The sequence below is a fragment of the Woronichinia naegeliana WA131 genome, assembly GCA_025370055.1.
Classification (GTDB): Bacteria; Cyanobacteriota; Cyanobacteriia; order Cyanobacteriales; family Microcystaceae; genus Woronichinia; species Woronichinia naegeliana.
In genome coordinates this window covers 2,097,115-2,120,957 of the sequence record CP073041.1, presented here as the reverse complement: position 1 = coordinate 2,120,957, position 23,843 = coordinate 2,097,115, and the positions used below count along the sequence as shown (strand labels likewise).

General features: G+C 39.8%; 20 protein-coding genes and 8 pseudogenes. 4 read left to right on the top strand and 24 right to left on the bottom strand.

The window, feature by feature from the left end:
* Positions 1 to 62: 62 nt before the first annotated feature.
* Complete coding sequence (locus KA717_10845) at positions 63 to 314, top strand: hypothetical protein (protein ID UXE63110.1); 252 nt, start codon at positions 63 to 65, stop codon at positions 312 to 314.
* A gap of 218 nt (positions 315 to 532) precedes the next feature.
* Here the strand turns inward: KA717_10845 and KA717_10840 are convergent, their stop codons facing one another.
* The 3 genes and pseudogenes from KA717_10840 to KA717_10830 all read right to left on the bottom strand — a co-directional run bounded on the left by KA717_10840 (position 533) and on the right by KA717_10830 (position 2,435).
* Complete coding sequence (locus KA717_10840; GenBank protein ID UXE63109.1) at positions 533 to 1,216, bottom strand: hypothetical protein; 684 nt, start codon at positions 1,214 to 1,216, stop codon at positions 533 to 535.
* A complete protein-coding gene (locus tag KA717_10835; GenBank protein ID UXE63108.1) occupies positions 1,206 to 1,898 on the bottom strand; it encodes a hypothetical protein in 693 nt (230 codons plus the stop codon). The genes KA717_10840 and KA717_10835 overlap by 11 nt, the downstream gene beginning before the upstream one ends.
* 21 nt (positions 1,899 to 1,919) lie before the next feature.
* Positions 1,920 to 2,435: pseudogene (locus KA717_10830) on the bottom strand (IS630 family transposase).
* Positions 2,436 to 2,598: 163 nt separating this feature from the next.
* Here KA717_10830 and KA717_10825 point away from each other — a divergent pair.
* Together KA717_10825 and KA717_10820 are read left to right on the top strand one after the other, a co-directional pair.
* Positions 2,599 to 3,721 (top strand): annotated as a pseudogene (locus tag KA717_10825) (ISAzo13 family transposase).
* 27 nt (positions 3,722 to 3,748) lie between these two features.
* Positions 3,749 to 3,988 (top strand): annotated as a pseudogene (locus KA717_10820) (ISNCY family transposase).
* A 204-nt stretch (positions 3,989 to 4,192) separates the two neighbouring features.
* On the opposite strand, the pseudogene KA717_10815 reads toward KA717_10820, so the two are convergent.
* The 7 genes and pseudogenes from KA717_10815 to KA717_10785 all read right to left on the bottom strand — a co-directional run bounded on the left by KA717_10815 (position 4,193) and on the right by KA717_10785 (position 11,461).
* Positions 4,193 to 4,600 (bottom strand): annotated as a pseudogene (locus KA717_10815) (transposase).
* A gap of 41 nt (positions 4,601 to 4,641) precedes the next feature.
* Complete coding sequence (locus KA717_10810) at positions 4,642 to 6,069, bottom strand: transposase (protein UXE63107.1); 1,428 nt, start codon at positions 6,067 to 6,069, stop codon at positions 4,642 to 4,644.
* Positions 6,070 to 6,352: 283 nt separating this feature from the next.
* Entirely contained in the window at positions 6,353 to 7,396 is a 1,044-nt protein-coding gene (locus KA717_10805; GenBank protein ID UXE63106.1) for an IS630 family transposase, read from the bottom strand.
* Between the two features lie 77 nt (positions 7,397 to 7,473).
* Positions 7,474 to 8,142, bottom strand: coding sequence for a hypothetical protein (locus tag KA717_10800; GenBank protein UXE63105.1), 669 nt, complete (start codon positions 8,140 to 8,142; stop codon positions 7,474 to 7,476).
* A gap of 249 nt (positions 8,143 to 8,391) precedes the next feature.
* Positions 8,392 to 9,351 (bottom strand): annotated as a pseudogene (locus KA717_10795) (IS5 family transposase).
* A gap of 172 nt (positions 9,352 to 9,523) precedes the next feature.
* Positions 9,524 to 10,726 carry an IS630 family transposase gene (locus tag KA717_10790; GenBank protein UXE63104.1) on the bottom strand — a complete coding sequence of 401 codons (1,203 nt, stop codon included), beginning with the start codon at positions 10,724 to 10,726 and terminating at the stop codon, positions 9,524 to 9,526.
* A gap of 351 nt (positions 10,727 to 11,077) precedes the next feature.
* Positions 11,078 to 11,461 (bottom strand): annotated as a pseudogene (locus KA717_10785) (transposase).
* A gap of 124 nt (positions 11,462 to 11,585) precedes the next feature.
* On the opposite strand from KA717_10785, the pseudogene KA717_10780 reads away from it, so the two are divergent.
* A pseudogene (locus KA717_10780) lies at positions 11,586 to 12,923 on the top strand (IS5 family transposase).
* A gap of 229 nt (positions 12,924 to 13,152) precedes the next feature.
* On the opposite strand, the pseudogene KA717_10775 reads toward KA717_10780, so the two are convergent.
* The 14 genes and pseudogenes from KA717_10775 to galE form a co-directional block, all read right to left on the bottom strand.
* Positions 13,153 to 14,130, bottom strand: a pseudogene (locus tag KA717_10775) (IS5 family transposase).
* Positions 14,131 to 14,380: 250 nt separating this feature from the next.
* Positions 14,381 to 15,625, bottom strand: a complete 1,245-nt coding sequence (locus tag KA717_10770; GenBank protein ID UXE63103.1) for an ATP-binding protein — start codon at positions 15,623 to 15,625, stop codon at positions 14,381 to 14,383.
* Complete coding sequence (locus tag KA717_10765; protein UXE63102.1) at positions 15,622 to 17,286, bottom strand: tetratricopeptide repeat protein; 1,665 nt, start codon at positions 17,284 to 17,286, stop codon at positions 15,622 to 15,624. The genes KA717_10770 and KA717_10765 overlap by 4 nt, the downstream gene beginning before the upstream one ends.
* A 48-nt stretch (positions 17,287 to 17,334) precedes the next feature.
* Positions 17,335 to 17,496: a type II toxin-antitoxin system HicB family antitoxin gene (locus KA717_10760; protein ID UXE63101.1), complete on the bottom strand. Its 162-nt coding sequence runs from the start codon at positions 17,494 to 17,496 to the stop codon at positions 17,335 to 17,337.
* A gap of 88 nt (positions 17,497 to 17,584) precedes the next feature.
* Positions 17,585 to 17,956 carry a DUF4926 domain-containing protein gene (locus tag KA717_10755; GenBank protein UXE63100.1) on the bottom strand — a complete coding sequence of 124 codons (372 nt, stop codon included), beginning with the start codon at positions 17,954 to 17,956 and terminating at the stop codon, positions 17,585 to 17,587.
* A gap of 11 nt (positions 17,957 to 17,967) precedes the next feature.
* A complete protein-coding gene (locus KA717_10750) occupies positions 17,968 to 18,297 on the bottom strand; it encodes a hypothetical protein (protein ID UXE63099.1) in 330 nt (109 codons plus the stop codon).
* Positions 18,294 to 18,500 (bottom strand): DUF433 domain-containing protein, encoded by a 207-nt coding sequence (locus KA717_10745; protein UXE63098.1) that lies wholly within the window; start codon positions 18,498 to 18,500, stop codon positions 18,294 to 18,296. Before KA717_10745 ends, KA717_10750 begins: the two co-directional genes overlap by 4 nt.
* A 93-nt stretch (positions 18,501 to 18,593) precedes the next feature.
* Entirely contained in the window at positions 18,594 to 18,932 is a 339-nt protein-coding gene (locus tag KA717_10740) for a XisI protein (protein ID UXE63097.1), read from the bottom strand.
* Positions 18,920 to 19,084 carry a hypothetical protein gene (locus tag KA717_10735; protein ID UXE63096.1) on the bottom strand — a complete coding sequence of 55 codons (165 nt, stop codon included), beginning with the start codon at positions 19,082 to 19,084 and terminating at the stop codon, positions 18,920 to 18,922. Before KA717_10735 ends, KA717_10740 begins: the two co-directional genes overlap by 13 nt.
* Before the next feature lie 42 nt (positions 19,085 to 19,126).
* A complete protein-coding gene (locus KA717_10730; protein UXE63095.1) occupies positions 19,127 to 19,945 on the bottom strand; it encodes a DUF2993 domain-containing protein in 819 nt (272 codons plus the stop codon).
* Positions 19,946 to 20,035: 90 nt separating this feature from the next.
* Entirely contained in the window at positions 20,036 to 20,629 is a 594-nt protein-coding gene (locus tag KA717_10725) for a hypothetical protein (GenBank protein UXE63094.1), read from the bottom strand.
* Positions 20,630 to 20,696: 67 nt separating this feature from the next.
* On the bottom strand, positions 20,697 to 22,505 hold the full coding sequence (proS, locus tag KA717_10720) for a proline--tRNA ligase (GenBank protein UXE63093.1): 1,809 nt from the start codon (positions 22,503 to 22,505) through the stop codon (positions 20,697 to 20,699).
* Between the two features lie 81 nt (positions 22,506 to 22,586).
* Entirely contained in the window at positions 22,587 to 22,748 is a 162-nt protein-coding gene (locus KA717_10715) for a DUF5989 family protein (GenBank protein UXE63092.1), read from the bottom strand.
* A 57-nt stretch (positions 22,749 to 22,805) separates the two neighbouring features.
* Positions 22,806 to 23,813 (bottom strand): UDP-glucose 4-epimerase GalE, encoded by a 1,008-nt coding sequence (galE, locus tag KA717_10710; protein ID UXE63091.1) that lies wholly within the window; start codon positions 23,811 to 23,813, stop codon positions 22,806 to 22,808.
* Positions 23,814 to 23,843 lie beyond the last annotated feature (30 nt).

The following is a 23,843-nucleotide window of genomic DNA, read 5'->3' as shown; positions in this document are numbered from 1 at the left end:
TGTAAACGAGAGCCGATCTTGTAGGATAGAGGGTGATCTTCCATCAAGACTTTTGCCGCTCTATGCCTCCTCGTTGGCCCCGTAAACCTGATCGTAGTGATCCCGCCTTCCGTCGATTGGACGATCGCATGAATTTTGCTGTTCACGTTGCTGGGTTTTTGGCAATTAATTCTGGACTCTGGTTTGTTCATAATCTACGGCAATGTGATTGGCCCTGGCTTTTTCCCTTTTCAGGTGTTTGGCTGGGTTTCTTATTACTCCATCTCCTTTATATTGCGGCGATCGCCGACAGGGTGAATGCATCTTATTTTTGAAAGGTAGGCTGGATAAGGGTTTCCGAGATCATGATTGATTTTTTATGAAACGCTGAAAGTCTTATCAGATAAGGAGTCTAGAATTTAGATGCGTTTGCCCTGAATGGCATCCCCTCCGACGATACGTTTGCGCGTGTATTTGCTAGTAGTCAGTCAAGGTAGAACTGATGGATAAAGCCGCTTGAGTTTGATGCGACAGCAATTCTAAATTTGAAAAATCAGGAGGAATTAGTGGCGGGCAGAGAGTCAAATGGCTCAAGCATAAAATCAAGAAGGTGTTGCCAGCTATCAAAGACAAAATAGGTAGTAAGAGTGCGTAAATGGGAAAAAAAGCATCTTCGAGCCCCTAAAAGTAGTCGGATACGTTGGTAGGACTCATCTAAAAGCTGTAAAACGGTGTGAAACAAGAAAGCCAGTAAATTTAAGGTGAGCAAAAAGGTAGCAAGATGGTGGTCACCATGTCCAAAATTGTGTTCTAGATGGTAGCCCTGAGTCTTAAGAGTATTATGGTTCTCATTTTCGGTTTTCCAACGAGAGCGAGCGACACTGACTAACTCAACAATGTTATCGGCTTGGGGAAAAAGGTCGGTAATCCAATCGTTGTGAAAGAGAACCTGACCATCAGAACGGCGAGTAACAGTAACCTCGAACCAATGAGTATTGAGGGCGGCGGAACCATCTCTTAGGGGCAAGTGATAAGTCCAACGATAATGATAATCATGCCAATCGCGACCATGACGACGACGCTCATGGAAAGAGTAAACCTCTCCAATCTTCTCGGCATAGTCCAAAAACTCATAAAGAGTGGGGTGAGATTCAGGCAAACAGACAAAGAGATAGTGAAAGTGGTTTTGAAGAGCCTCTTCGCACATCGGTTGACGACTATAGAGGTCATCCCCCAATCATAGTAACGCTGAACGGGTCAAAAAATTCTCGATGTCTGTGGAGCCAACGTTTTGCCGCTGCTACCTCACAGTCCTGTTTCTCGTGACCATCTTGAGGGGTAATAAATTCAGGGTCAAGACTAATTACCGCTTTTTGCTGAGGTGAGACAATTACCGGTAAGATTGCCGAATGAAAGTAAGTCACTGTCCCGTTTTTATGGGTTCGATGGGAACATTGCTCACAGTGAATATTTTGAGAGGAGAAATACTCTGTGCCATCTAGCGGAATTAGTAATTGCTTGTCTAACACCTCATACCGAGTCAATATTCCTCTGGTCTTCAGGAGTTGGTAAATGTCACTAAACACCCCAAATAACGAATTGGCATTGATTTTGTCTAGAATATTGCGAATTTGATTGTCACTAGGGATTTTAATGGCACCGAATAGAGTTTGAAGATTATCCCTACCGTTGCGGCTATGGAGTTGCCTCTGATGTTCTAAGAACGATTCACATTGCATTAGAAACAGGCTGAAACCACCTAGTACCACATCTTTTAGGCTGTAGGTTGTATTTGGACTGGGTTGGCGAGGGTCTTTCATTTTCTCTATACTTGCTACCACGTAAGCTATCAGACCAGCCATACTGATTATTCCTTGCATCTTTTCGTCCTCTCTGTCTCCCTTGTTGTCTTTTCCCATTATCCCTGTTTTCTACAACCCTTACCTCGCCTTAAATTTAGAATTGCTGTTGATGCGAGCATCATCAGTGGTAAATTGCCAATCAATGGTACGCAATTGTTCATTTCGGTGTTTTTCCCAAGCAGCAATTTCATTGTTGAGAGTTTCCTTGTCAGGAATACGACGGGCTAAACATTGACGAGATAAAACGCTCAACTCAATCTCAGCCATGTTGAGCCAACTACCATGCTTAGGGGTGTAATGAATATCCAGTTTGTCAAGGATACGCTTGGCTTCTTGGGGTTCAAAGGTCTCATATAAGGCATAGGAAACATTAGTATTCAGGTTGTCGTGAATAAGTGTTATCTTTTCGGCTTCTGGATGATAAATATCGACCAGAGATTTCAGTTGATGAGCATAATCTTTTTTAGTACGACGTTCGGTTACTTCTACGTGTCGCCATCCAGCTAGGGGTTCAGAAAACATAAACAAATTGCTCACTCCATTCCGTTCATATTCGTAGTCATACCTTTCTACCTGTCCTGGTTCGGCAACTAAGAGATAGCCATAAAATAAATGATCCGATAGAATAGCAAAAGACAGTTTTAACAAAAAGGTAAATTGTATGCTGAAAAAATCAGTAACGGAAATCAGTGAAGACCTAAAATCGCTGTACATCGAAACAGCCAAAAAACTAAAAGGTAGCGACAGGAGACAATTCATGGCACAGGTTGTACAAGGTTTGGGAATAGGGGGACAAACCTTCGCAGAACGCGAATTAGGGTGGAATAGACGAACAATCCGCAAAGGAACAGAAGAATTAACGAGTGGTCAAGCATTCATAGATGGTCGCAGCCGTAGTGGGCGCAAAAAAAAAGAAACAAAATTACCGAATATCTTAGAAGATATAAAGTCGATAGTGGAGCCGAAAAGTCAAACAGACCCAAGTTTTAAAAGTACGCGATTATATACGAGAATAACAAGTGAAGAGGTGCGTAGGCAACTGATTGTACAATCAGGTTATCAAGAGGAAGAACTACCATCATCGGAAACAATCAGAAGAAAATTGAATGATTTGGGGTATAGCTTAAAAAGAGTATTAAAAAGCAAACCGAAAAAAAAGATAGCAGAAACGGAAGCTATTTTTGAACAAATCGAAAAAATCAACAGGGAAGCAGATGAAGACCCAAAGACATTGCGTATATCGCTAGATGGCAAGGTAGGGGTCAAAGTGGGAGAATTTGACAGGGGTGGAAAAACGCGGGTAAAAACAGAGGCATTCTTACCATGACTTTGGAGCAGAAGTTACTCTAATTCCTTACGGAATTTTTCTACCTGAACAGAATGAATTATCTTTATTTTTTGTGTCGTCCAAATTAACAGCAGATTGCATTGGTGACATATTAGAAAGTTGGTGGGAAAGTGTAAAGCATCGCTTTAGTCATATTGAGAAATTGGTGATAAATCAGGATAATGGACCTGAAAATCATTCGCGTCGTAGTCAATTCATGCGGCGTATGATTGATTTTACAGAATCGTCAAAGCTAGATATACAATTGGCTTATTATCCGCCGTATCACAGCAAGTATAATCCGATAGAGCGTTGTTTTGGTTGGTTAGAAAAACATTGGAATGGGAGTTTACTGGATACGGTTGAAACCGTGCTTAATTTTGCTAAAACGCTAACATTCAGGGGTCAAAATCCTGTAGTGAAACTGATAGAAAAAGTTTATGAGACAGGAGTGAAGCTGAGCAAGGCTGGGATGGAAAAGGTTGAAGCACGGATTAATCGCCTTCCTAGCCTCAAAAAATGGTTTGTGGAAATCTTTGCCAAACCGCTATAATCATTGGATCATCTTTTTTCTGGTGTTCTCCTAGTGGCAATGGATGGGACAAATTACTACAGTTCGGAAAAAGTAAATTGTCCATGCTGTTCAACCAAAACGTCAAAACAGGGAAAAGTCACCTACTTCCATCAGGCATTATTGCCCGTGATTGTTTCCCCAGACCATGAATCAGTTTTTTCCTTACCCCCTGAATTTATTACCCCTCAAGACGGTTCTGAAAAGCAAGATTGTGAGCAAAATGCGGCGAAACGTTGGATAAGTAGGGCTTGCTGAAAAAGTCAAAAAACGAAAGAAATGTGGGTTAGGGAAGTATGGACTGAAAAAGCATAGATAACTTATCCTTATGGAAACAAATCAAAATACAGATTTTGTTTAATCTATTGTTCCTTTCTGTCTAAAAAGGTCAACACAAATCACTCCTCACAAAAGAGAGGAAAATTAACACCATTTTTCACAAGAAAAACGACTCTACAACTTTTTACTTTTTGTCTTCTGAAGTAGAGTAGAAAGATTCATTACCAAAAAGTTCATCGCAATTACCGTTTCCGAGGTCTCAGGTAGTTTGGCCATCACTCGACCAAGACTAAATTTCCTCTTTCCCTGTCCGAATTTACCCTCAATGGCATTACGCACTCTTTCATCTGAGCGTGCCTCTTTCTTTTTTTCTTTGCTCACCTCTTTCGGCGGTCTTCCCAATCGGGGACCACTCATTCTTATATCCCTTTCTTTACAATAAGCTCGATTCGCTTTTGTTCGATAGATTTTATCCACATGAACCGATTCCGGATAACATCCTGTTTCCCTTTTATATTCTTCTATTCGCGCTTGTAAATCTCCCGATTCGTTGTAATTATCCCAACTTAATTTGTCTAAGAACTGGACAGTGGGAAGTTTATGGATGCCAGATAAGGTAATGACTATGCGACGAAAGTAAGCATATCAGGGCTTGGGGAAGAGGCAAGTTTAGCGGTAAGGAATTTAGGCAAAAGCAGACTGGGTGGACTTTGAGGAAAAATCATTTGGGCTTGATGTTGAAGGGCTAGTTGAGCAATCCGTTCACTAGGGTAGCCATGGGATGGTAATGTCCGAAACCATCGAGGAAAATTAGCCCAAATCCCCTGGGGTAACTCTAAGGCGAGAATTTGAAGTAGCCCTAAAGCAATGGCATTAAGGTTAACAAAACGCTCAAAGGCTTCTACCTTGTTTAAAATCTGAGTCTGAACAGCTTGTGGATAGTCACTGAGGATAAGATTGCTGGGCCAGGTAGGTAAAGTAGGAAGACTCTTAAGCCAAAAACGATAGGCAAAGCTGCCCAAAAGATGGACTAATTGACGAAAAGTGACTTCAATCTTAAATCGGAGACCGTAAGCGGCAATAATCTCAGGTCCAGTCAAACAGAGATCAGTAGAAAGCAGAATCAGTCGTCGTCCGTTAGGCAATTGGGTCAGAACAAACTTGACGAGCTGATGGGGACTATCCCAGTGGAACTCAAAGCACTGATAAGAAACCGTGACTTGTTGACCATAGAGCCAGACTTTAGCTGTCGGAAAGTCCGCCGCCAGAGCGAACAGCTTTTCTAGTTTTATCGAACTCCCCCAAATCCGTGGTCGTCCTCTCCCCGTCAGCGTCGGCACGGAACAAAAGGGGGCATAGGCGACGGTGGAGCAACGCACTCTTGTGATTAGATGCAAGGCGTTCTGGCGAAAACTTTTGAGCACTGGTTCGCAAGCAAAATAAGCATCCAAAATTACATAACTCCCTGCCTCTGCGTAAGTAACACAAAGGTCAGCCATTTTTGTCACCAGGCTCGTCTTCACCTTTTTTTTGCCTTTTCCCTCCCCCTTCTCGGTTGCTTTGGACTTGATGCCATCGTCTAGCCGCAACACTAAGGGCAAGGCAAAGCAGGCTTTCCCTACTCCCACCAAAATACTCAAGGCATTGAAGTAATGACCCCTTATCCACTCTGGCTTGGACACATCTTCCGATTCTTGGTGTAGTCGTTTTACACCTGGCATCTTGCGTCCTTCTTTCCCCACTTTGATGCCATCACCCACATACACCCGTTTCCCTTTAATTCTGTATAGACTTTCATGCTGACTTAGCCACTTTGACCATTGTAAAGTTAGTCCTTCGACCCTAAACGCCTTGGAATCAAACCAATGTAGAGCCTGATTGTAGTAGCTCTCTGTTAAGCCAATGGCATTGACATAGCTAGTTATTGCGCTGGGTTGGCTGTTGAGCACTACTCCCCAGACTAACAGGATAAACCATTGGAACGTTGCTTCTCGGCTAAAGGCTGGACGGAGATTATTGAGGATTTGCTCTAGTCGCTGACATAGTTGCATAATTGATAGATAGCACTGGCTATCGATTTTCTTATATCAGCCAGTTTCGGACATAACGGCACTCTTTTGTATCGGATGTCCGATTTTCTTTTCTCCACTTACACGCCTCGAGAACTTCCCACTGTCCAGTTTGGAATTGCTGTATCCGTTGGTTAGAGATTGACGGCATTCAAACTATCGTTAATTTGACCTCCAAACACAAACATATTCTTTCCTTTCTTGGCTCTTCATGTCAAAAGTACTACTTTGTCTCTTGACTTACCTGCGGAATGTGGGTTATACTTCAAACGTTCATAATCTGAGATTTATCAAAGCGTTGAAATCGTAAGGTGAGCAAAGAATCAAGCTCCTCCTTATATTTTGCGTTAGCATCTTCAAGACATCCTGAAATTGCTGCAGAAAACTGCGTAAAATCTTCATAATATTTTGCGTATAAACACTTCTTCTTCACAAACTTCCACAGTCTTTCAATTAAATTCAAGTTAGGAGAATAAGGAGGTAAGTACAGTAACTCTATTCCTAATGATTCTGCCAACTCCTGCACAATTCGGCATTTTTGATAACGAGCATTGTCTAATACCAACGTAATCGGTATTAATAGTCCTAATTCTGCTATCTTTTCTAGGAGTTCACAAACCTGAGTTCCCGTAATATAAGAACTGTTCGTTACCATAATTACTTCATGGGTAATTGCATTTAATGCTCCTAACACATTAAAACGTTTTCTCCCTGATGGTGACTTAATAAAAATCCTTTTGAAGCACCATATAAAATTTACAAATGCTCCCATTACAAAATGAGAGGCATCTACAAAGAAAACTGCCCTTTTTCCTGCTTTTGCCTCTTCTAGCCTTGGTTCTAGCTCTTTTTCTCTATAGCTATCCTGAGCTTCTACATCTGCTTTTGATGGAATTGTTCCCACCTTTAGACACCTCATTCCTATTGACTTTAAAAATTTTCTGACTTGCGTTGGACTTCTTTTTATTCCCGTTAATTCTTCTATTCTTTTTACTGCTTCATTTATTCTTGCTGGTGGATTTGACTCAAAATATGCCTCAATTGTCCCTTGATGCTCTGTTAACTCGCTTTTCGGGCGATTAAATTTTATTTCTTTTAGTTTTTCTATCCCGCCCTCTTGATAATCACGGATATAGCTTGTCACCGTATTTACTGAAACTCCTGCGAATTGAGCAATTTTTTGATGAGATAATCCCTGACTTTTTAACCATAAAACTTCCATCTTTAGCTGTACTCTAGGATGCGGGTGATTAAACCGACCGTAAGACAACAGTCTTTTGTCTTCTTCCGTAAATTCTAACTTAATCATTTCTCAGCCTCTTGACTACTTTTTCTATTTTTACTATATTATCTCTTATTTTTAAAATTCGCAACTTGTGACCGTGTTCAGTATAGATGCAAGGCGTTCTGGCGAAAACTTTTGAGCACTGGTTCGCAAGCAAAATAAGCATCCAAAATTACATAACTCCCTGCCTCTGCGTAAGTAACACAAAGGTCAGCCATTTTTGTCACCAGGCTCGTCTTCACCTTTTTTTTGCCTTTTCCCTCCCCCTTCTCGGTTGCTTTGGACTTGATGCCATCGTCTAGCCGCAACACTAAGGGCAAGGCAAAGCAGGCTTTCCCTACTCCCACCAAAATACTCAAGGCATTGAAGTAATGACCCCTTATCCACTCTGGCTTGGACACATCTTCCGATTCTTGGTGTAGTCGTTTTACACCTGGCATCTTGCGTCCTTCTTTCCCCACTTTGATGCCATCACCCACATACACCCGTTTCCCTTTAATTCTGTATAGACTTTCATGCTGACTTAGCCACTTTGACCATTGTAAAGTTAGTCCTTCGACCCTAAACGCCTTGGAATCAAACCAATGTAGAGCCTGATTGTAGTAGCTCTCTGTTAAGCCAATGGCATTGACATAGCTAGTTATTGCGCTGGGTTGGCTGTTGAGCACTACTCCCCAGACTAACAGGATAAACCATTGGAACGTTGCTTCTCGGCTAAAGGCTGGACGGAGATTATTGAGGATTTGCTCTAGTCGCTGACATAGTTGCATAATTGATAGATAGCACTGGCTATCGATTTTCTGGCGTTGCTGACTTGAGGTATGAATCTCTAAAGATGCAATTTTTAAAACATTGACTCACACTGGTTTCTAGATGTATGCAAAATTCTATTTCATACCCTGATTAAGCAACGCCGATTTTCTTATATCAGCCAGTTTCGGACATAACGGCACTCTTTTGTATCGGATGTCCGATTTTCTTTTCTCCACTTACACGCCTCGAGAACTTCTCACTGTCCAGTCTAAGAAGACAAAGCCATTCACATTACTTGCCGATATTTTAGCTCCAAACTCTACTGCTTTTCCCGCTTTTCCACGCACTATTGGACGCACGTGAGGTTGGCTTACACTCACAATTCTGTTTTCTACTTTATTTGTCTTTTTTTCATACATTTCTAACTGTTGCTCATACACTTTTCCTATCGTTACAAGCTCTTCTTGCTCTTTTTTCGTTAGTTTTTCTAACTTTGCTCCCTCTTCTATCATTTTTTCTATATCAGACAAGTTTCTTTTTATATATCCTAGTTGTTTTTTTGTTCCTTTTCTTCTTTCTTTTTTTGACACACGACGTTTTTTTGCTATGGCTAAGTACTCTTTTCTTGCCACTTCCCTATAAGTCCTCGGCTTTTCTTTCCTTTTCTCTTTTATTTCTTCATACAGCTTATCTATTATTTTTTCTGTTTTTTCTCTGGCATCATTCAATATTCCTATATCCGTTGGATATTTTATATCTGCTGGTGTACAAGTCGCATCTAACAATAACTTTCCTTCATTTTCTTTTTTTTCTGACGCTACACCCGTCGCTTTTTTTTCTATTTCTTTATTAATTTTATTTATTAATTCCATTCCTATTTTTTTACGAAAATGAACCATCATTGACGCATTAAATGCTTCTTTGCTACTATAGCTTTCCATTCCTATAAAGTACTGTAAATAAGGGTTCTCTTTTATTTGTTCTACTGTTTCTCTGTCACTTTTTCCTGAAATTTCTTTGATAATTAATGCTCCTAATGCCATTCTAAATGATTTGGCTGGGGCTCCTTTTTTTTCTGTGAAGTTTTTTGCATATTCTTCCTCATATTCTTCCCAGGGAATCATTTTTGACATTTCTATCCAACGATTTTCTTCGTCTAACTGCCCGCCGAACAGATTTTTCAAGTTTTCTGGTGTTTCAATTGAGTACTGTTGCTTTCGGTACATCTGCTTTCTCTCTTCTTAATGCAATGGTTTTGAGGCATTCTACCCTATTTTCGTGCATTCTAGCGGTTCTTAATTCGCCTACTATTTTTCTCCGTAAAGGTTTCAGCTTTTTTCAGCAAGCCCTAAGTAACCATGCTAGTAGTCCAAGGCGTAAGTTTGGGTGCTATAAAATTTAAGCAGCCAAAACCTTCCCCCGATACGTCCATCGAAAGGGCTTCGCCATAGTGCGGTTAAAATAGTCGATGAATTCAAGAATTTGCGTTCTTAAATCATCTTGACTGAGAAAATTTCCTCGTTTCAGTAACTTACGCATTAAAATACCAAACCAAATCTCAATTTGATTGAGCCATGAACAATGCTTCGGTGTGAAGTGAAAAACAATTCGATGATTGGGGTCACTGAGAAAAGTTGCTCTACTCGCCATTGATTGAAGGATGCCACTCTTGCCCTTCTCTCCTAATTCAAGATTAAGTCCCTCAAATTCTGCTACATAGCGAACCAAAGATTCTGACTGATGGGTATTTAGGCAATCCATGCTCAAGTGCCATTTTGCTACATCAGGGCTGGTGGCAATGGTTTTTTGGATATGGCTTAAATAGTCTGCCTCTGTGCGAGTATTTCCGACTGTAGAGCAGATTACTTGACCCTTGGCCACATCAAAACTGGCTATTAACGTTTGAGTGCCGTGACGAATATATTCAAATTCTCGACCTTGAATCTTCCCCTGAGACATCGGAAGGTCTGGTGCTTTCCGCTCTAATGCTTGAATTCCCGTCATTTCATCTAGAGAAATAGTCTTTTCTCCCTTTTCCTTTCCTAAAATTGCACTCTCATAGGCTTGGCAGATATCATTCACTTTTTCCCCAAAATTTGGGTCAGGGGGGGGATTCAGCCAGTATCCTGACTGATGGGGTTTAATATCTGCTTCTTCCCATAATCTTCCTACCTGTCGAGGAGATATACTTTCCACTATTCCTTGCTTTACTAATTCCTCGGCTAATTCTCGTCCTGTCCAGTGACTTATCGGACGCTCATAATTCTTTGGGTCATCACAGGCTAATTTGAACAACTGCAATATTTGTTCGCGTTTAAACTTGGCGGGTGCTCCACTACGTTCAGCATCTTTGATTCTTTCTGTTATTTCTATTTCACTTTTCTGTCCTGCTATCCATCTTTCTCTCCATTGACTTGCCATTTTTCGGCTGATTTTTAATTTTCTAGCAATTTCTCGATTATTTTCTCCCTCATCTGCCAGAAGCACTATTTTCGCCCTTAAGGCAATTTGCTGCTCTGTTGTATGACGATTTATCAGTTTTTCTAGATGTTCTCGTTCTTTTGCTTCCAACTTTAACTCTTTGGGGGCTAATCGGGGCATGACTTTTTCTCCTATATACCTATATTTATCTTTTTATCGGTTGCCTAATAATAGTATCTTAACTTACGCCTTAGACTACTAGTAATCGCCACACATCATCGGCGGTTGTTGTCATAATCTAGATTTCCATCAATTTTTCTACTTAGGGCTTGCTGAAAAAGTCAAAAAACGAAAGAAATGTGGGTTAGGGAAGTATGGACTGAAAAAGCATAGATAACTTATCCTTATGGAAACAAATCAAAATACAGATTTTGTTTAATCTATTGTTCCTTTCTGTCTAAAAAGGTCAACACAAATCACTCCTCACAAAAGAGAGGAAAATTAACACCATTTTTCACAAGAAAAACGACTCTACAACTTTTTACTTTTTGTCTTCTGAAGTAGAGTAGAAAGATTCATTACCAAAAAGTTCATCGCAATTACCGTTTCCGAGGTCTCAGGTAGTTTGGCCATCACTCGACCAAGACTAAATTTCCTCTTTCCCTGTCCGAATTTACCCTCAATGGCATTACGCACTCTTTCATCTGAGCGTGCCTCTTTCTTTTTTTCTTTGCTCACCTCTTTCGGCGGTCTTCCCAATCGGGGACCACTCATTCTTATATCCCTTTCTTTACAATAAGCTCGATTCGCTTTTGTTCGATAGATTTTATCCACATGAACCGATTCCGGATAACATCCTGTTTCCCTTTTATATTCTTCTATTCGCGCTTGTAAATCTCCCGATTCGTTGTAATTAGGGCTTGCTGAAAAAAGCTGAGACCTTTACGGAGAAAAATAGTAGGCGAATTAAGAACCGCTAGAATGCACGAAAATAGGGTAGAATGCCTCAAAACCATTGCATTAAGAAGAGAGAAAGCAGATGTACCGAAAGCAACAGTACTCAATTGAAACACCAGAAAACTTGAAAAATCTGTTCGGCGGGCAGTTAGACGAAGAAAATCGTTGGATAGAAATGTCAAAAATGATTCTTTGGGAAGAATATGAGGAAGAATATGCAAAAAACTTCACAGAAAAAAAAGGAGCCCCAGCCAAATCATTTAGAATGGCATTAGGAGCATTAATTATCAAAGAAATTTCAGGAAAAAGTGACAGAGAAACAGTAGAACAAATAAAAGAGAACCCTTATTTACAGTACTTTATAGGAATGGAAAGCTATAGTAGCAAAGAAGCATTTAATGCGTCAATGATGGTTCATTTTCGTAAAAAAATAGGAATGGAATTAATAAATAAAATTAATAAAGAAATAGAAAAAAAAGCGACGGGTGTAGCGTCAGAAAAAAAAGAAAATGAAGGAAAGTTATTGTTAGATGCGACTTGTACACCAGCAGATATAAAATATCCAACGGATATAGGAATATTGAATGATGCCAGAGAAAAAACAGAAAAAATAATAGATAAGCTGTATGAAGAAATAAAAGAGAAAAGGAAAGAAAAGCCGAGGACTTATAGGGAAGTGGCAAGAAAAGAGTACTTAGCCATAGCAAAAAAACGTCGTGTGTCAAAAAAAGAAAGAAGAAAAGGAACAAAAAAACAACTAGGATATATAAAAAGAAACTTGTCTGATATAGAAAAAATGATAGAAGAGGGAGCAAAGTTAGAAAAACTAACGAAAAAAGAGCAAGAAGAGCTTGTAACGATAGGAAAAGTGTATGAGCAACAGTTAGAAATGTATGAAAAAAAGACAAATAAAGTAGAAAACAGAATTGTGAGTGTAAGCCAACCTCACGTGCGTCCAATAGTGCGTGGAAAAGCGGGAAAAGCAGTAGAGTTTGGAGCTAAAATATCGGCAAGTAATGTGAATGGCTTTGTCTTCTTAGACAAATTAAGTTGGGATAATTACAACGAATCGGGAGATTTACAAGCGCGAATAGAAGAATATAAAAGGGAAACAGGATGTTATCCGGAATCGGTTCATGTGGATAAAATCTATCGAACAAAAGCGAATCGAGCTTATTGTAAAGAAAGGGATATAAGAATGAGTGGTCCCCGATTGGGAAGACCGCCGAAAGAGGTGAGCAAAGAAAAAAAGAAAGAGGCACGCTCAGATGAAAGAGTGCGTAATGCCATTGAGGGTAAATTCGGACAGGGAAAGAGGAAATTTAGTCTTGGTCGAGTGATGGCCAAACTACCTGAGACCTCGGAAACGGTAATTGCGATGAACTTTTTGGTAATGAATCTTTCTACTCTACTTCAGAAGACAAAAAGTAAAAAGTTGTAGAGTCGTTTTTCTTGTGAAAAATGGTGTTAATTTTCCTCTCTTTTGTGAGGAGTGATTTGTGTTGACCTTTTTAGACAGAAAGGAACAATAGATTAAACAAAATCTGTATTTTGATTTGTTTCCATAAGGATAAGTTATCTATGCTTTTTCAGTCCATACTTCCCTAACCCACATTTCTTTCGTTTTTTGACTTTTTCAGCAAGCCCTAATTATCCCAACTTAATTTGTCTAAGAAGACAAAGCCATTCACATTACTTGCCGATATTTTAGCTCCAAACTCTACTGCTTTTCCCGCTTTTCCACGCACTATTGGACGCACGTGAGGTTGGCTTACACTCACGATTCTGTTTTCTACTTTATTTGTCTTTTTTTCATACATTTCTAACTGTTGCTCATACACTTTTCCTATCGTTACAAGCTCTTCTTGCTCTTTTTTCGTTAGTTTTTCTAACTTTGCTCCCTCTTCTATCATTTTTTCTATATCAGACAAGTTTCTTTTTATATATCCTAGTTGTTTTTTTGTTCCTTTTCTTCTTTCTTTTTTTGACACACGACGTTTTTTTGCTATGGCTAAGTACTCTTTTCTTGCCACTTCCCTATAAGTCCTCGGCTTTTCTTTCCTTTTCTCTTTTATTTCTTCATATCGCTTATCTATTATTTTTTCTGTTTTTTCTCTGGCATCATTCAATATTCCTATATCCGTTGGATATTTTATATCTGCTGGTGTACAAGTCGCATCTAACAGTAACTTTCCTTCATTTTCTTTTTTTTCCTGACGCTACACCCGTCGCTTTTTTTCTATTTCTTTATTAATTTTATTTATTAATTCCATTCCTATTTTTTTACGAAAATGAACCATCATTGACGCATTAAATGCTTCTTTGCTACTATAGCTTTCCATTCCTATAAAGTACTGTAAATAAGGGTTCTCTTTTATTTGTTCTACTGTTTCTCTGTCACTTTTTCCTGAAATTTCTTTGATAATTAATGCTCCTAATGCCATTCTAAATGATTTGGCTGGGGCTCCTTTTTTTTCTGTGAAGTTTTTTGCATATTCTTCCTCATATTCTTCCCAGGGAATCATTTTTGACATTTCTATCCAACGATTTTCTTCGTCTAACTGCCCGCCGAACAGATTTTTCAAGTTTTCTGGTGTTTCAATTGAGTACTGTTGCTTTCGGTACATCTGCTTTCTCTCTTCTTAATGCAATGGTTTTGAGGCATTCTACCCTATTTTCGTGCATTCTAGCGGTTCTTAATTCGCCTACTATTTTTCTCCGTAAAGGTTTCAGCTTTTTTCAGCAAGCCCTACTTACAATTTTATCTTGTTAAGATGCGATCGCCTAACGGGATACGGGAATAAAAAGCGATCGCTTAACGGGATAACAATCAGGAAAAAGAGCGATCGCCTCTGAATATTGATTATTTCTTCTAATTTAAGGATCGCTAGAAGGTAACAAAATCGGTGTATAAGCGATCGCGTCTAATTGGGGCGATCGTTGAACAAAATCTTCATCATCAAGGCGTTCTAGATAGGGAACAATTTCGGAATAACTTTTAACGCCGAGTAATTCTAGTTCTTCGATCATGATAGTTTCATCGGATAAAGAACCTCGTTTTTGTAGTAGTTGAAAAATGCGGTTTTCCATCACTTTTTCCGCTAGAAGTAGTTTGCGATCTTTTTCTATGGTTTTAAATCCTTGTTGCAAAACTTCTGGGGTAATGCGACTTACTTCTAAGTTAGCGGCAGTAGAGAGAACTGCGTTACCTAAGCGATTAAAAAAGCGGGGTTTACCAAGGGAAACACGACAAAATTCTGCGGCTGTCTCTTTTGAAAAAGGTAAAACAGAACGAGGGTCATTCACGTCATCGCAATTATTATTAATTCGCGCACTATTAAGGTAATTAATCAGCATTTTGTAGGTGGTAGGCTGATCGAGTTCATCTAATTTAAGTTGTAGATCAAATAATCCCCTTTCACTGGTCAATAAATCCCCTGTTATTCCCAAGGGATGACCTGTAAGCATAAACCAGGCTTTTCCTTTTAAGATTCCCTGGGCATCGTGCATTAATTCTCGGACTCTTCTGGGGTTTTGTTTATCGAGATCATCAATGGCAATTAATACCCCATCGGGATATTTTTCGAGGGCGTGGTCTAATAAAGTTTCCAGGCTAAGGGTGGGATATTGGGCTTTGGTTGCAGAGACATCTTTTTCACTAAACTTGCCGACAAAAACCGCATTTGCTCCTGCTTCGGAAGTGCGTTCTTTTATCTCTTTGGCGGTGGGGATTCCCATTTGATGAAGTTGTCGTTGCGCCCAGTCATCATCAGGCATGGCTTTCGCTAATGCAATCAGAGCAGTTGTGGCCAAATCGAGTTCGGAAGGTAGAGAAATATAGGTTGTCAGCATTTTAGGGCGTTTACGCTTTAATACCGACAAAATTTCTAATAAAAAGGCAGTTTTGCCGATCCCAATCCGTCCATAGATTAAAATGCGGCGACGTTCTCGGTTCTGAAAGAGATTAAAAACTTGACGGAGTTCCTTTTCACGACCTGTAAAAATACGATCTAGGGTTTTATTTTGGAGATCAGTCGGGCTTTCTGTGAACGGAATTTCTCTGAGTCCTAAGTTTTGAATATTGTTAGCGGATTGCTCGAAAATGTCATCTGCTGTTGTCATTCTAAGACCTCACTTTTTACCTGTTCCCAGACTTGCTGAACCGATTGATAAGTATTATCCACTTTTTCGGCGGCTTCGGTTTTACCTAATTGTTGATAAATGTCACGAGCTTGGGCTAATTCAGACATTCCTTTTTCCAGATGACCTTGGGAAACGAACACATTCCCTAAACTTTCCCGACTTGTGGCAATGCCAGCTAAATCCTGAAGATGTTCATACAGTCGCAGGGCATCCCGATAATAAAGCCGAGCATTTTCTTGATCGCTGAGGAGTTCGTAGGCATAGCCTGTTTGATAGAGGGCGTTGGCATAAACTAGGGAATTATCCCCTGTTTTAAGTTGATTGAGGCTATTAATTAAAAGTTTCAATCCTTCTTGCCAGTTGCCGTCACGGACTAAACGACTGCCTAAAATGGCTTGAGTGGCGGGGATCGCTTGCCAATATTGTTGGCGATTGTAATGTTCGGGACTGAGGTAATCTAGGGCGATTTGATAGGCAGCTATGGATTTTTGCAGATCATCAGGATTTTTGCTGGTTTCGTAGCGACGAGCTAAAGTATGACCTAACCTGTATTGCTGGCTAATAAAGTAATAACTACCAGGAGCCGAAACCGTTAAAGCTTGACCATATAGTTCAATGGCTTGATCTAAATCTTGAGCATTATTAGTTAAAGATGCCCTTGAGCCTAAAGCTACTGCCAAATTGCCTTGAGTCATTGCCCAATTCTGGGGAAGAGCATCAAAGGTATAAACCTTAAGAGCCTCTTGATAACAAACGATCGCAGTTTCTAAATTATCAGCCCGTTCCCCTCTTATTCTGTCAGAGTAAACATTTCCCAGATTTATTTGAGTCATTGCCCAATCTTGGGGAAAAGCATCGAAAGTTCTAACCTTAAGAGCTTCTTGATAATAAGTGATCGCGTTTTCTAAATTATCAGCCCGTTCCCCTCTTATTCTTTTACGGTAAGCATTTCCCAGATTCATTTGATTACTTGCCCAAGCTTCGGGAAAAGCAGTAAAAGTATAAACCTTAAGAGCCTCTTGAAAGCAAGTGATCGCGTTTTCTAAATTATCAGTCCGTTCCCCTCTTATTCTTTCGCCGTAAGCAGTTCCCAGATTCATTTTAGTCATTGCCCATTGTTGGGGAAAAGCCTCAAAAGTGCAAACCTTAAGAGCTTCTTGATAACAAGTAATCGCGGTTTCTAAATTATCAGCCCGTTCCCCTCTTATTCTGTTTTGGTAAGCAATTCCCAGTCCGTTTTGTATTCTTGCCCAATCCTGGGGAAATTTTTTAAAAGTCAAAACGGTTAAAGCCAGTTGATAACCTTTGATCGCTAATTCCTTATTAATCGCAATAGAACCTAACGGAAATTCCTGAACATAATCACTAAAAAAGATCAGTTCCTTAGCAAGAGCGCAGGCTTTTTTAGAGCGAGATGAGGTTAGATTTTTTTTCGCCCACTGTTCCAGAATTGTTAATAAATCCTCATTTAAACAATCCAGATTTGCCCTCCAGAATTTATAAACCTGAGTTGAGTCGGGCATGACCATTATAATTTCTATACTTTCCTTCAAGAACCAATCATCATCCCGTTTTACCTCAAGGGCCGCAAACTTAGCCAGAGTATCGGGGTCTATATTTTTTAACCAATCCAAAGTCATTGAATTTCTCCTATGAAATTTTTGGTCGCAAGCCTTGCGCCCCCACCATCATTTTAATTCATTCAAGACATCTACATAAACCGCGATCGCATCCTTAATATTAGCAATGGGCTCTTCTCTTGTTTCACCCTGGGAAGCACAACCTGGCAGACTAGGACACCAAACCGCATAACCTTCTTCACTTTTTTTAAGTTTGATTTGATATTGCATATTATTACCCAAATAGCTTATCTATCTTGATTAAAGCAGAAATTTAAAAACTTGGCAAAAGAGAGCAAAGGCAGTTCACCAATGAAAATTATCGCAAAGTTTCCGCAAAATCCTTAACCTGATTTAATTTGTCCTCACTGAGTTCATCCAATACTCCTAAAAGTTGCGCCCTAATTCCGACCGTTTCCCTCGCTGGCTTCACAAAATTAATTTGCTGAGGATAGAGAGTAATCACAGCGATCGTTTCCACAAAAGCATTGGGACTATTTGAATGACTAGCAACAAATTCTCCCTGTTGATTATATTCAACCCAATTCCCAAATAATTCTACTTCATAGGCTTCACCATCATTATAAATCTCGACAATCACACCAATAGTATCAATCGGCGCAATATCACCATTTGAAAGAGTAATTTCTTCAATAGTTTTAACCGTATCAAATAAATTAAAAGATTTCATATTTACCTCGTCTAATGATTAGGTATCGCAGTAATAAAACGAGCAATCTTAGCTTCAAAAGGAACCAGCCAAACAGTTAAAATTGGTTGCGAACGACCCAAGGGGGTGTTTATTTGAATAATCGCAACTAGGCGATCGCCATAGGGATGAATACCTTGAGGAGTAAGTTTTTCAATGGTAATTTCATCTAAAATAGCTTTGCGAATATGCTCTGCTGATCGAAATCCCAAAATATTTTGCCAGTAATTACGTTTATCACCTCCTTTCCCAAATTCGGCAACACGAGTGAGTAAGTATTCAGCCTTAGCCAGTGGAAAATCTAATGATATTGGTGTAGTCATTTTTCCAGATTTTTATGACCTAAAAAAGCCAAAGCGTCTTGCCGATCAACAGACGGAAAATTATCTAAAAATTCTTCTAAACTAAAACCATCATCCAAATAATCCAGAAGTGTTTGAGTCGAAACTCTTGTATTACGAAAAACCAAAGTACCGCCCATAACTTCAGGATCGGAATGAATCGGACTAGGCGTTAAAACCGTCATCTGTAGTCTCCGTTAATTGGAAGAAACGAAATTATTTTCATTCTAGCAGAACAAATAAAACGAGATCGCTAAAGTATCTATCTTTTTTGTCGTTCAAGAAGTTAAAACAAAATCTACCAGCGATCGGCGTTCAGGACGATAAAAACCCAGAACAATATCTTCTTTTGCAACACCTGCTCGGATTAACTCTTCTACGACACCGTTTTCCGTACCATCCCATTCAATCCAAATTTTCTCGTCTTGAATTCGCAAATGTAAATCAATATTATGAACTCGACCCGTTCTATCCCAACCCAAATTAATTAACAAATAATTATCCTGAAATAGATCATAAATTGGAATTGTGGTAATGTCTCCATCGGTCGCTTGATAAGTAGAATGCTGATTAATGATTTTTTGAATAATTTGTCGGTATTGAGTTAATTTATCCATTGAAGAATTTCCTCTAAATTAGGTTCAAAAACAATTAAATTAATTTCTTGATCTCTAATAATTTCTTGAATAGCAGGACGTTGAAAAAAATCTTGATAAACATCTTCTGCGATCGGGATTAATACGTTTAAGAAATGTTCGATAAATACCATAGAGCGATCGCTTAACGGGATACAGGAATAAAAAGTATTATATTAATTCGTGTCGCCTGAAAGAGGATTTACTGGATTCAGTCGGATAAAAGCAGCAATATTGATTTCCTGGGGATTGATTTCTAATTTCAGTAAGCGGGCAATAATACCTTGATTTTCAAAACGACTTAAATCTAAGCGATCGCTGACACTACCGATTACACTTTTGAGAATACGGCTAGAAATTTTGCGATCATTTAAGCTGGCGGTGGGATCAATTAATTCGAGAGATTTTCCTTGGTTTACCTTAATGCCTGTTTCGACTACAATCTTTAACTGATCTGGAAGTTCAGAATCCTCACTTTTCTGCTGCAACTGGACTTGGGTTTGCAGACGATTATTCTCTAAGAAACTAACTTTTATGTTAACCAATTCTAATTTAGGAGCTTCTTCGGGTAAGACTTTATTCAGTAAATCCTGTAACTTAGCTTTAATCGCTTCATCAGCCAAGGCATTATTAATATCCTCTGGAGTCATCACGACATGAATGGCTCCTTGCAAGGGTTTGTGAAGAGAAGCCCGTAATTCCTGTAGATTATTAATCTTTAAATTGTCTAGGCTAATATCAATGGGATCGGTTTCCAGTTCCAAGGCTTGAATCCGAACATGATCTAGTGGTTCAAGACCCCGACTCGCAATTCTAACGCGATTAACTTTACCTTTAATGATCTGAAAACTAGGCGCATTATCAACTCTTACGGATAATTCTTCGACACTTTTAACGCGATCGCGGATATTATGATCAATAACCTGATCGACGACTAAACCCACAGGAGAGATAACCATTAACAAACTAGTAAGCGCAATTAAAAACCATTCCATTGAGTTGAACCTTTAATTTTTTGAACTGTTAATAATTATTGTTGTGATACTAGAAAAATAACATTTGGTCTTCTTCCCTTTAAACTAACTTTAACTTCCTAAGAAGAGATCAAGAAATGATACCTGATTCAAATGTTTAACATATTTTTTAACTAAAGTCGGCAAATCATCATAATCTAATTCTATCCAGCCATCTACCAAGCCACGAAAATACCAACGCTCTAGCCAAAAATCACGACTTTCTTGATCTTTTAAAGTAAATCGCATCATTCCAGAATAGGTGGCCTCTTGCAAGACAATTTCTGCTGATTTCTTCCTAGACAGCCTTCCTGATTCAGCCAGATTATTAATAAGATTTTCCAAATTTTGATCACAAAGATAAACAACTAAATACTTTTCTTTAACATCCAAAAGAAATTCTCGCTTTTCTGTCATCTTAGTGTATTTTTCAATACCCTTTTTAACGAGGGCAATTTCTTCAGAGGTGATTAATTGGCGGAGGACTTTTCGGAGGAGAACATGGGCATTAGAAGGCATTTCATAAATTTCATAACCATCAGGAATTATCTCCGCTAAATTTCCCTCGTTTTTTTGAGAAAAATAATACTTGGGTTTACCTGTTTTGGTTTGCCCTTCATGGAGATAATGTTTTTTTCCTCGACGATTAATATATTCAATGGTCATAGCAATAACCTCATTGGCGGTAATGGCTCTTAAATAAGTAAGACTTATATCCCTATTTATCTTAATATTAAGCTTGCTTGGCTGTTGTGATCCAATTTTGTAAGGTACTCACAACTTCAGCGATCGCCAAATTTTGAGATTCCTTAGTAGCCCGTTGTACGACTTCAACTTTCCCCTCTTTTAAGGATTTACCCGTAACAATGCGGTAGGGAATACCCAATAAATCAGCATCTTTAAACTTGACCCCTGCTCGTTCATTACGGTCATCTAACAAAACATCAATCCCTACTTTTGCTAAGTCTTGATAAAGGGTTTCCGCCGCTTTGACTTGCGCTTCATCACTGACATTTGGGATAACAATAATTACCTCATAGGGCGCGATCGCCACTGGCCAAATAATGCCATCTTTATCGTAACTTTGTTCAACGGCGGACTGGGCTAAACGAGAAACACCGATACCATAACAACCCATGATAAAGGGCTTTTCTTCTCCCTGTTCGTTGGTGTAGGTTGCGGCCATGGCCTGGGAATATTTCGTGCCTAATTGAAAAATATGACCAACTTCAATCCCCCTGGCGGTTTGTAAGCTTTGACTGGGATCATGAATGGCGCGATCGCCGACAGTGGCTTTACGAATATCAACAACTAATTTAGGTAGGTTAAATTCTTGTCCCCAATTAGCACCGAGAACATGATAATTAGTTTCATTGGCTCCTGTAACAAAATTCTTCAGCTCAGCCGCAGTTTGATCCACTAATCGCAAAAAGGTGGGATTTAGATCCGTAATTTCACCAATATAATCATCGGCTAAATCAGGGGCAATATAGCCCAGTGGTAAGGATTTTGTTGACCACTTTTGTTGAGCATTTTCATCGGGAACTTTAAGCGACAATAGGGTCGTACCTTGATAATTATTGGCGAGTTTTACTAACTCATTATTGAGCTTAACTTCATTGACATCTTGATCACCACGAATACTGACTAAAACTAAGACCGTTTTACCACTATCATAAATAGCTTCGTAGAGAACATTTTTAACAATAGCCGTAGGAGAACAATCTAAGAAATTAGCTAAACTGTCAATGGTATTGGTATTAGGCGTTTCTCGCTTTTCAAAAGTTTTAAAAGGAGACGTTACCGCATCTATGGGCAAAGAAACTGCTTTTTCTACATTGGCTGCGTATTTACCATCTTCCGTATAAAGAACTTCATCTTCCCCAGCATCTGCTAAAACCATAAATTCCTGGGAACCGGAACCACCGATCGCACCTGAATCCGCATCCACTGCCCGAAAGGCCAAACCCGATCGCCGTAAAATATTACGATAGGCCTGATCCATAGCAGCGTAGGTTGTCTTTAAACTTTCCTCAGAAGTATGAAAAGAATAGGCATCCTTCATAATAAATTCTCGACCCCGCATCAAGCCAAAACGAGGACGAATTTCATCCCGAAACTTGGTTTGAATTTGATATAAATTAACGGGTAATTGCCGATAGGACTGGATCATTTCCTTGGCAATGGTGGTGATTACTTCCTCATGGGTGGGGCCAAGGCCTAATTCCCGTTCTTGGCGATCGGTGAGTGCAAACATAATGCCTTCGGCCTTGGTGTAGGTATCCCAACGTCCTGACTCTTTCCACAGTTCTGAGGGTTGTAATTGGGGCAAGAGACATTCCTGGGCTCCGGCCGCATTCATCTCTTCGCGGACAATTTGGGAAACCTTTTGCAACACCCGCCACATTAAGGGCAAATAGGCATAGATACCACTACCGATGCGTCGAATATAGCCAGCCCGAACCAACAACTTATGGCTGGGGATTTCTGCATCCGCCGGATCATCCCGAAGTGTTACCAAAAGCATCTGAGAGAGTCGCATAACCGATTTCCTTACCTTGAGCGAATACCTTGAGCGAAGTTTTATTATGGCATTTTTAGGGAACTGACGAATTTTTAGCCCCTAAAATAAGGTGTAAATAAAGGGCGCGATCGCCGAACCGTGAGCAAAGACGAGTAAGGCCCCTAAAAGAACCAGGGTCATGATCAAGGGCAATAGCCAGTACTTCTGACGTTCATGAAGAAAACCCCAAATATCTTTAATTAATTCAATAAAACCTTCCATAATTTTTCCTATTTATTGTCCATGAGCAATTATCCATTGTCAATTATTCATTATCAATTATTCACTTTCCCCATGTCGCTGTTGATGCCATTGCCAGGCGTGTTGAATAATCACTTCTAAGTCTGCATATTCAGGTTTCCAGCCTAGTTGATGTTTAGCTTTTTTGCTACTCCCTACCAGATTTGGTGCGTCTCCTTCCCGCCGTGGACTTTCTTGCATGGGAAAATCTCGACCTGTTACTTTTTTAGCGGTTTCGATTACCTCTCGAACAGAAAAACCATTCCCATTACCGAGGTTGAAAATATCACTGTCTCCTCCCGCCAGCAAATATTCCAAACCCAAAATATGGGCTGTGGCTAAGTCACAGATATGAATATAATCTCGAATCGCTGTCCCATCCGGTGTGTCATAGTCATTGCCAAAAATGGAAAGATGACTGCGTTTTTTCAGGGCAGTGAGCAATGCTAGGGGAATAAGATGGGTTTCTGGATCATGATCTTCGCCCAGTAGTCCCGTTGGTTCCGCGCCAGAGGCATTAAAGTAGCGAAAAATGACTGATTTGAGTCCATAGGCTCGATCAAAGTCGGCTAGGATCTGCTCCACCATGCGTTTACTGGCGGCATAGGGACTGAGGGGATTAATGGGATGGGTCTCGGTCATGGGGATTTCCTGGGGTTCACCATAGACGGCACAGGTGGAAGAAAAAACAAAGTTTTGAATCTTGGCCGCGACCATTGCCTCTAAGAGCGTTAAGGTTCCCCCCACATTGTTGCGATAATACCGAGCCGGTTCCTGTACCGATTCCCCAACGGCAATAAAGGCCGCAAAGTGCATAACCGCCGCGATCGCCCTTTCCGCAAAAAGTTGATCTAACAAAGCTCGATCATTGGTATCACCAACAATTAATTCAGCCTTCAGACCCTCCTGAATCAACTCAGGATGACCCGCCGAAAGGTTATCTAGAACAACCACTCCATAGCCAGCTTTTTGGAGAGCCAGCACAGCATGGGAACCAATGTAGCCTGCGCCGCCAGTAACGAGAATAGTGGGTTTAACTTGAGACACTTGCTTGCTGTTGGGTAAATGGGATTTAAG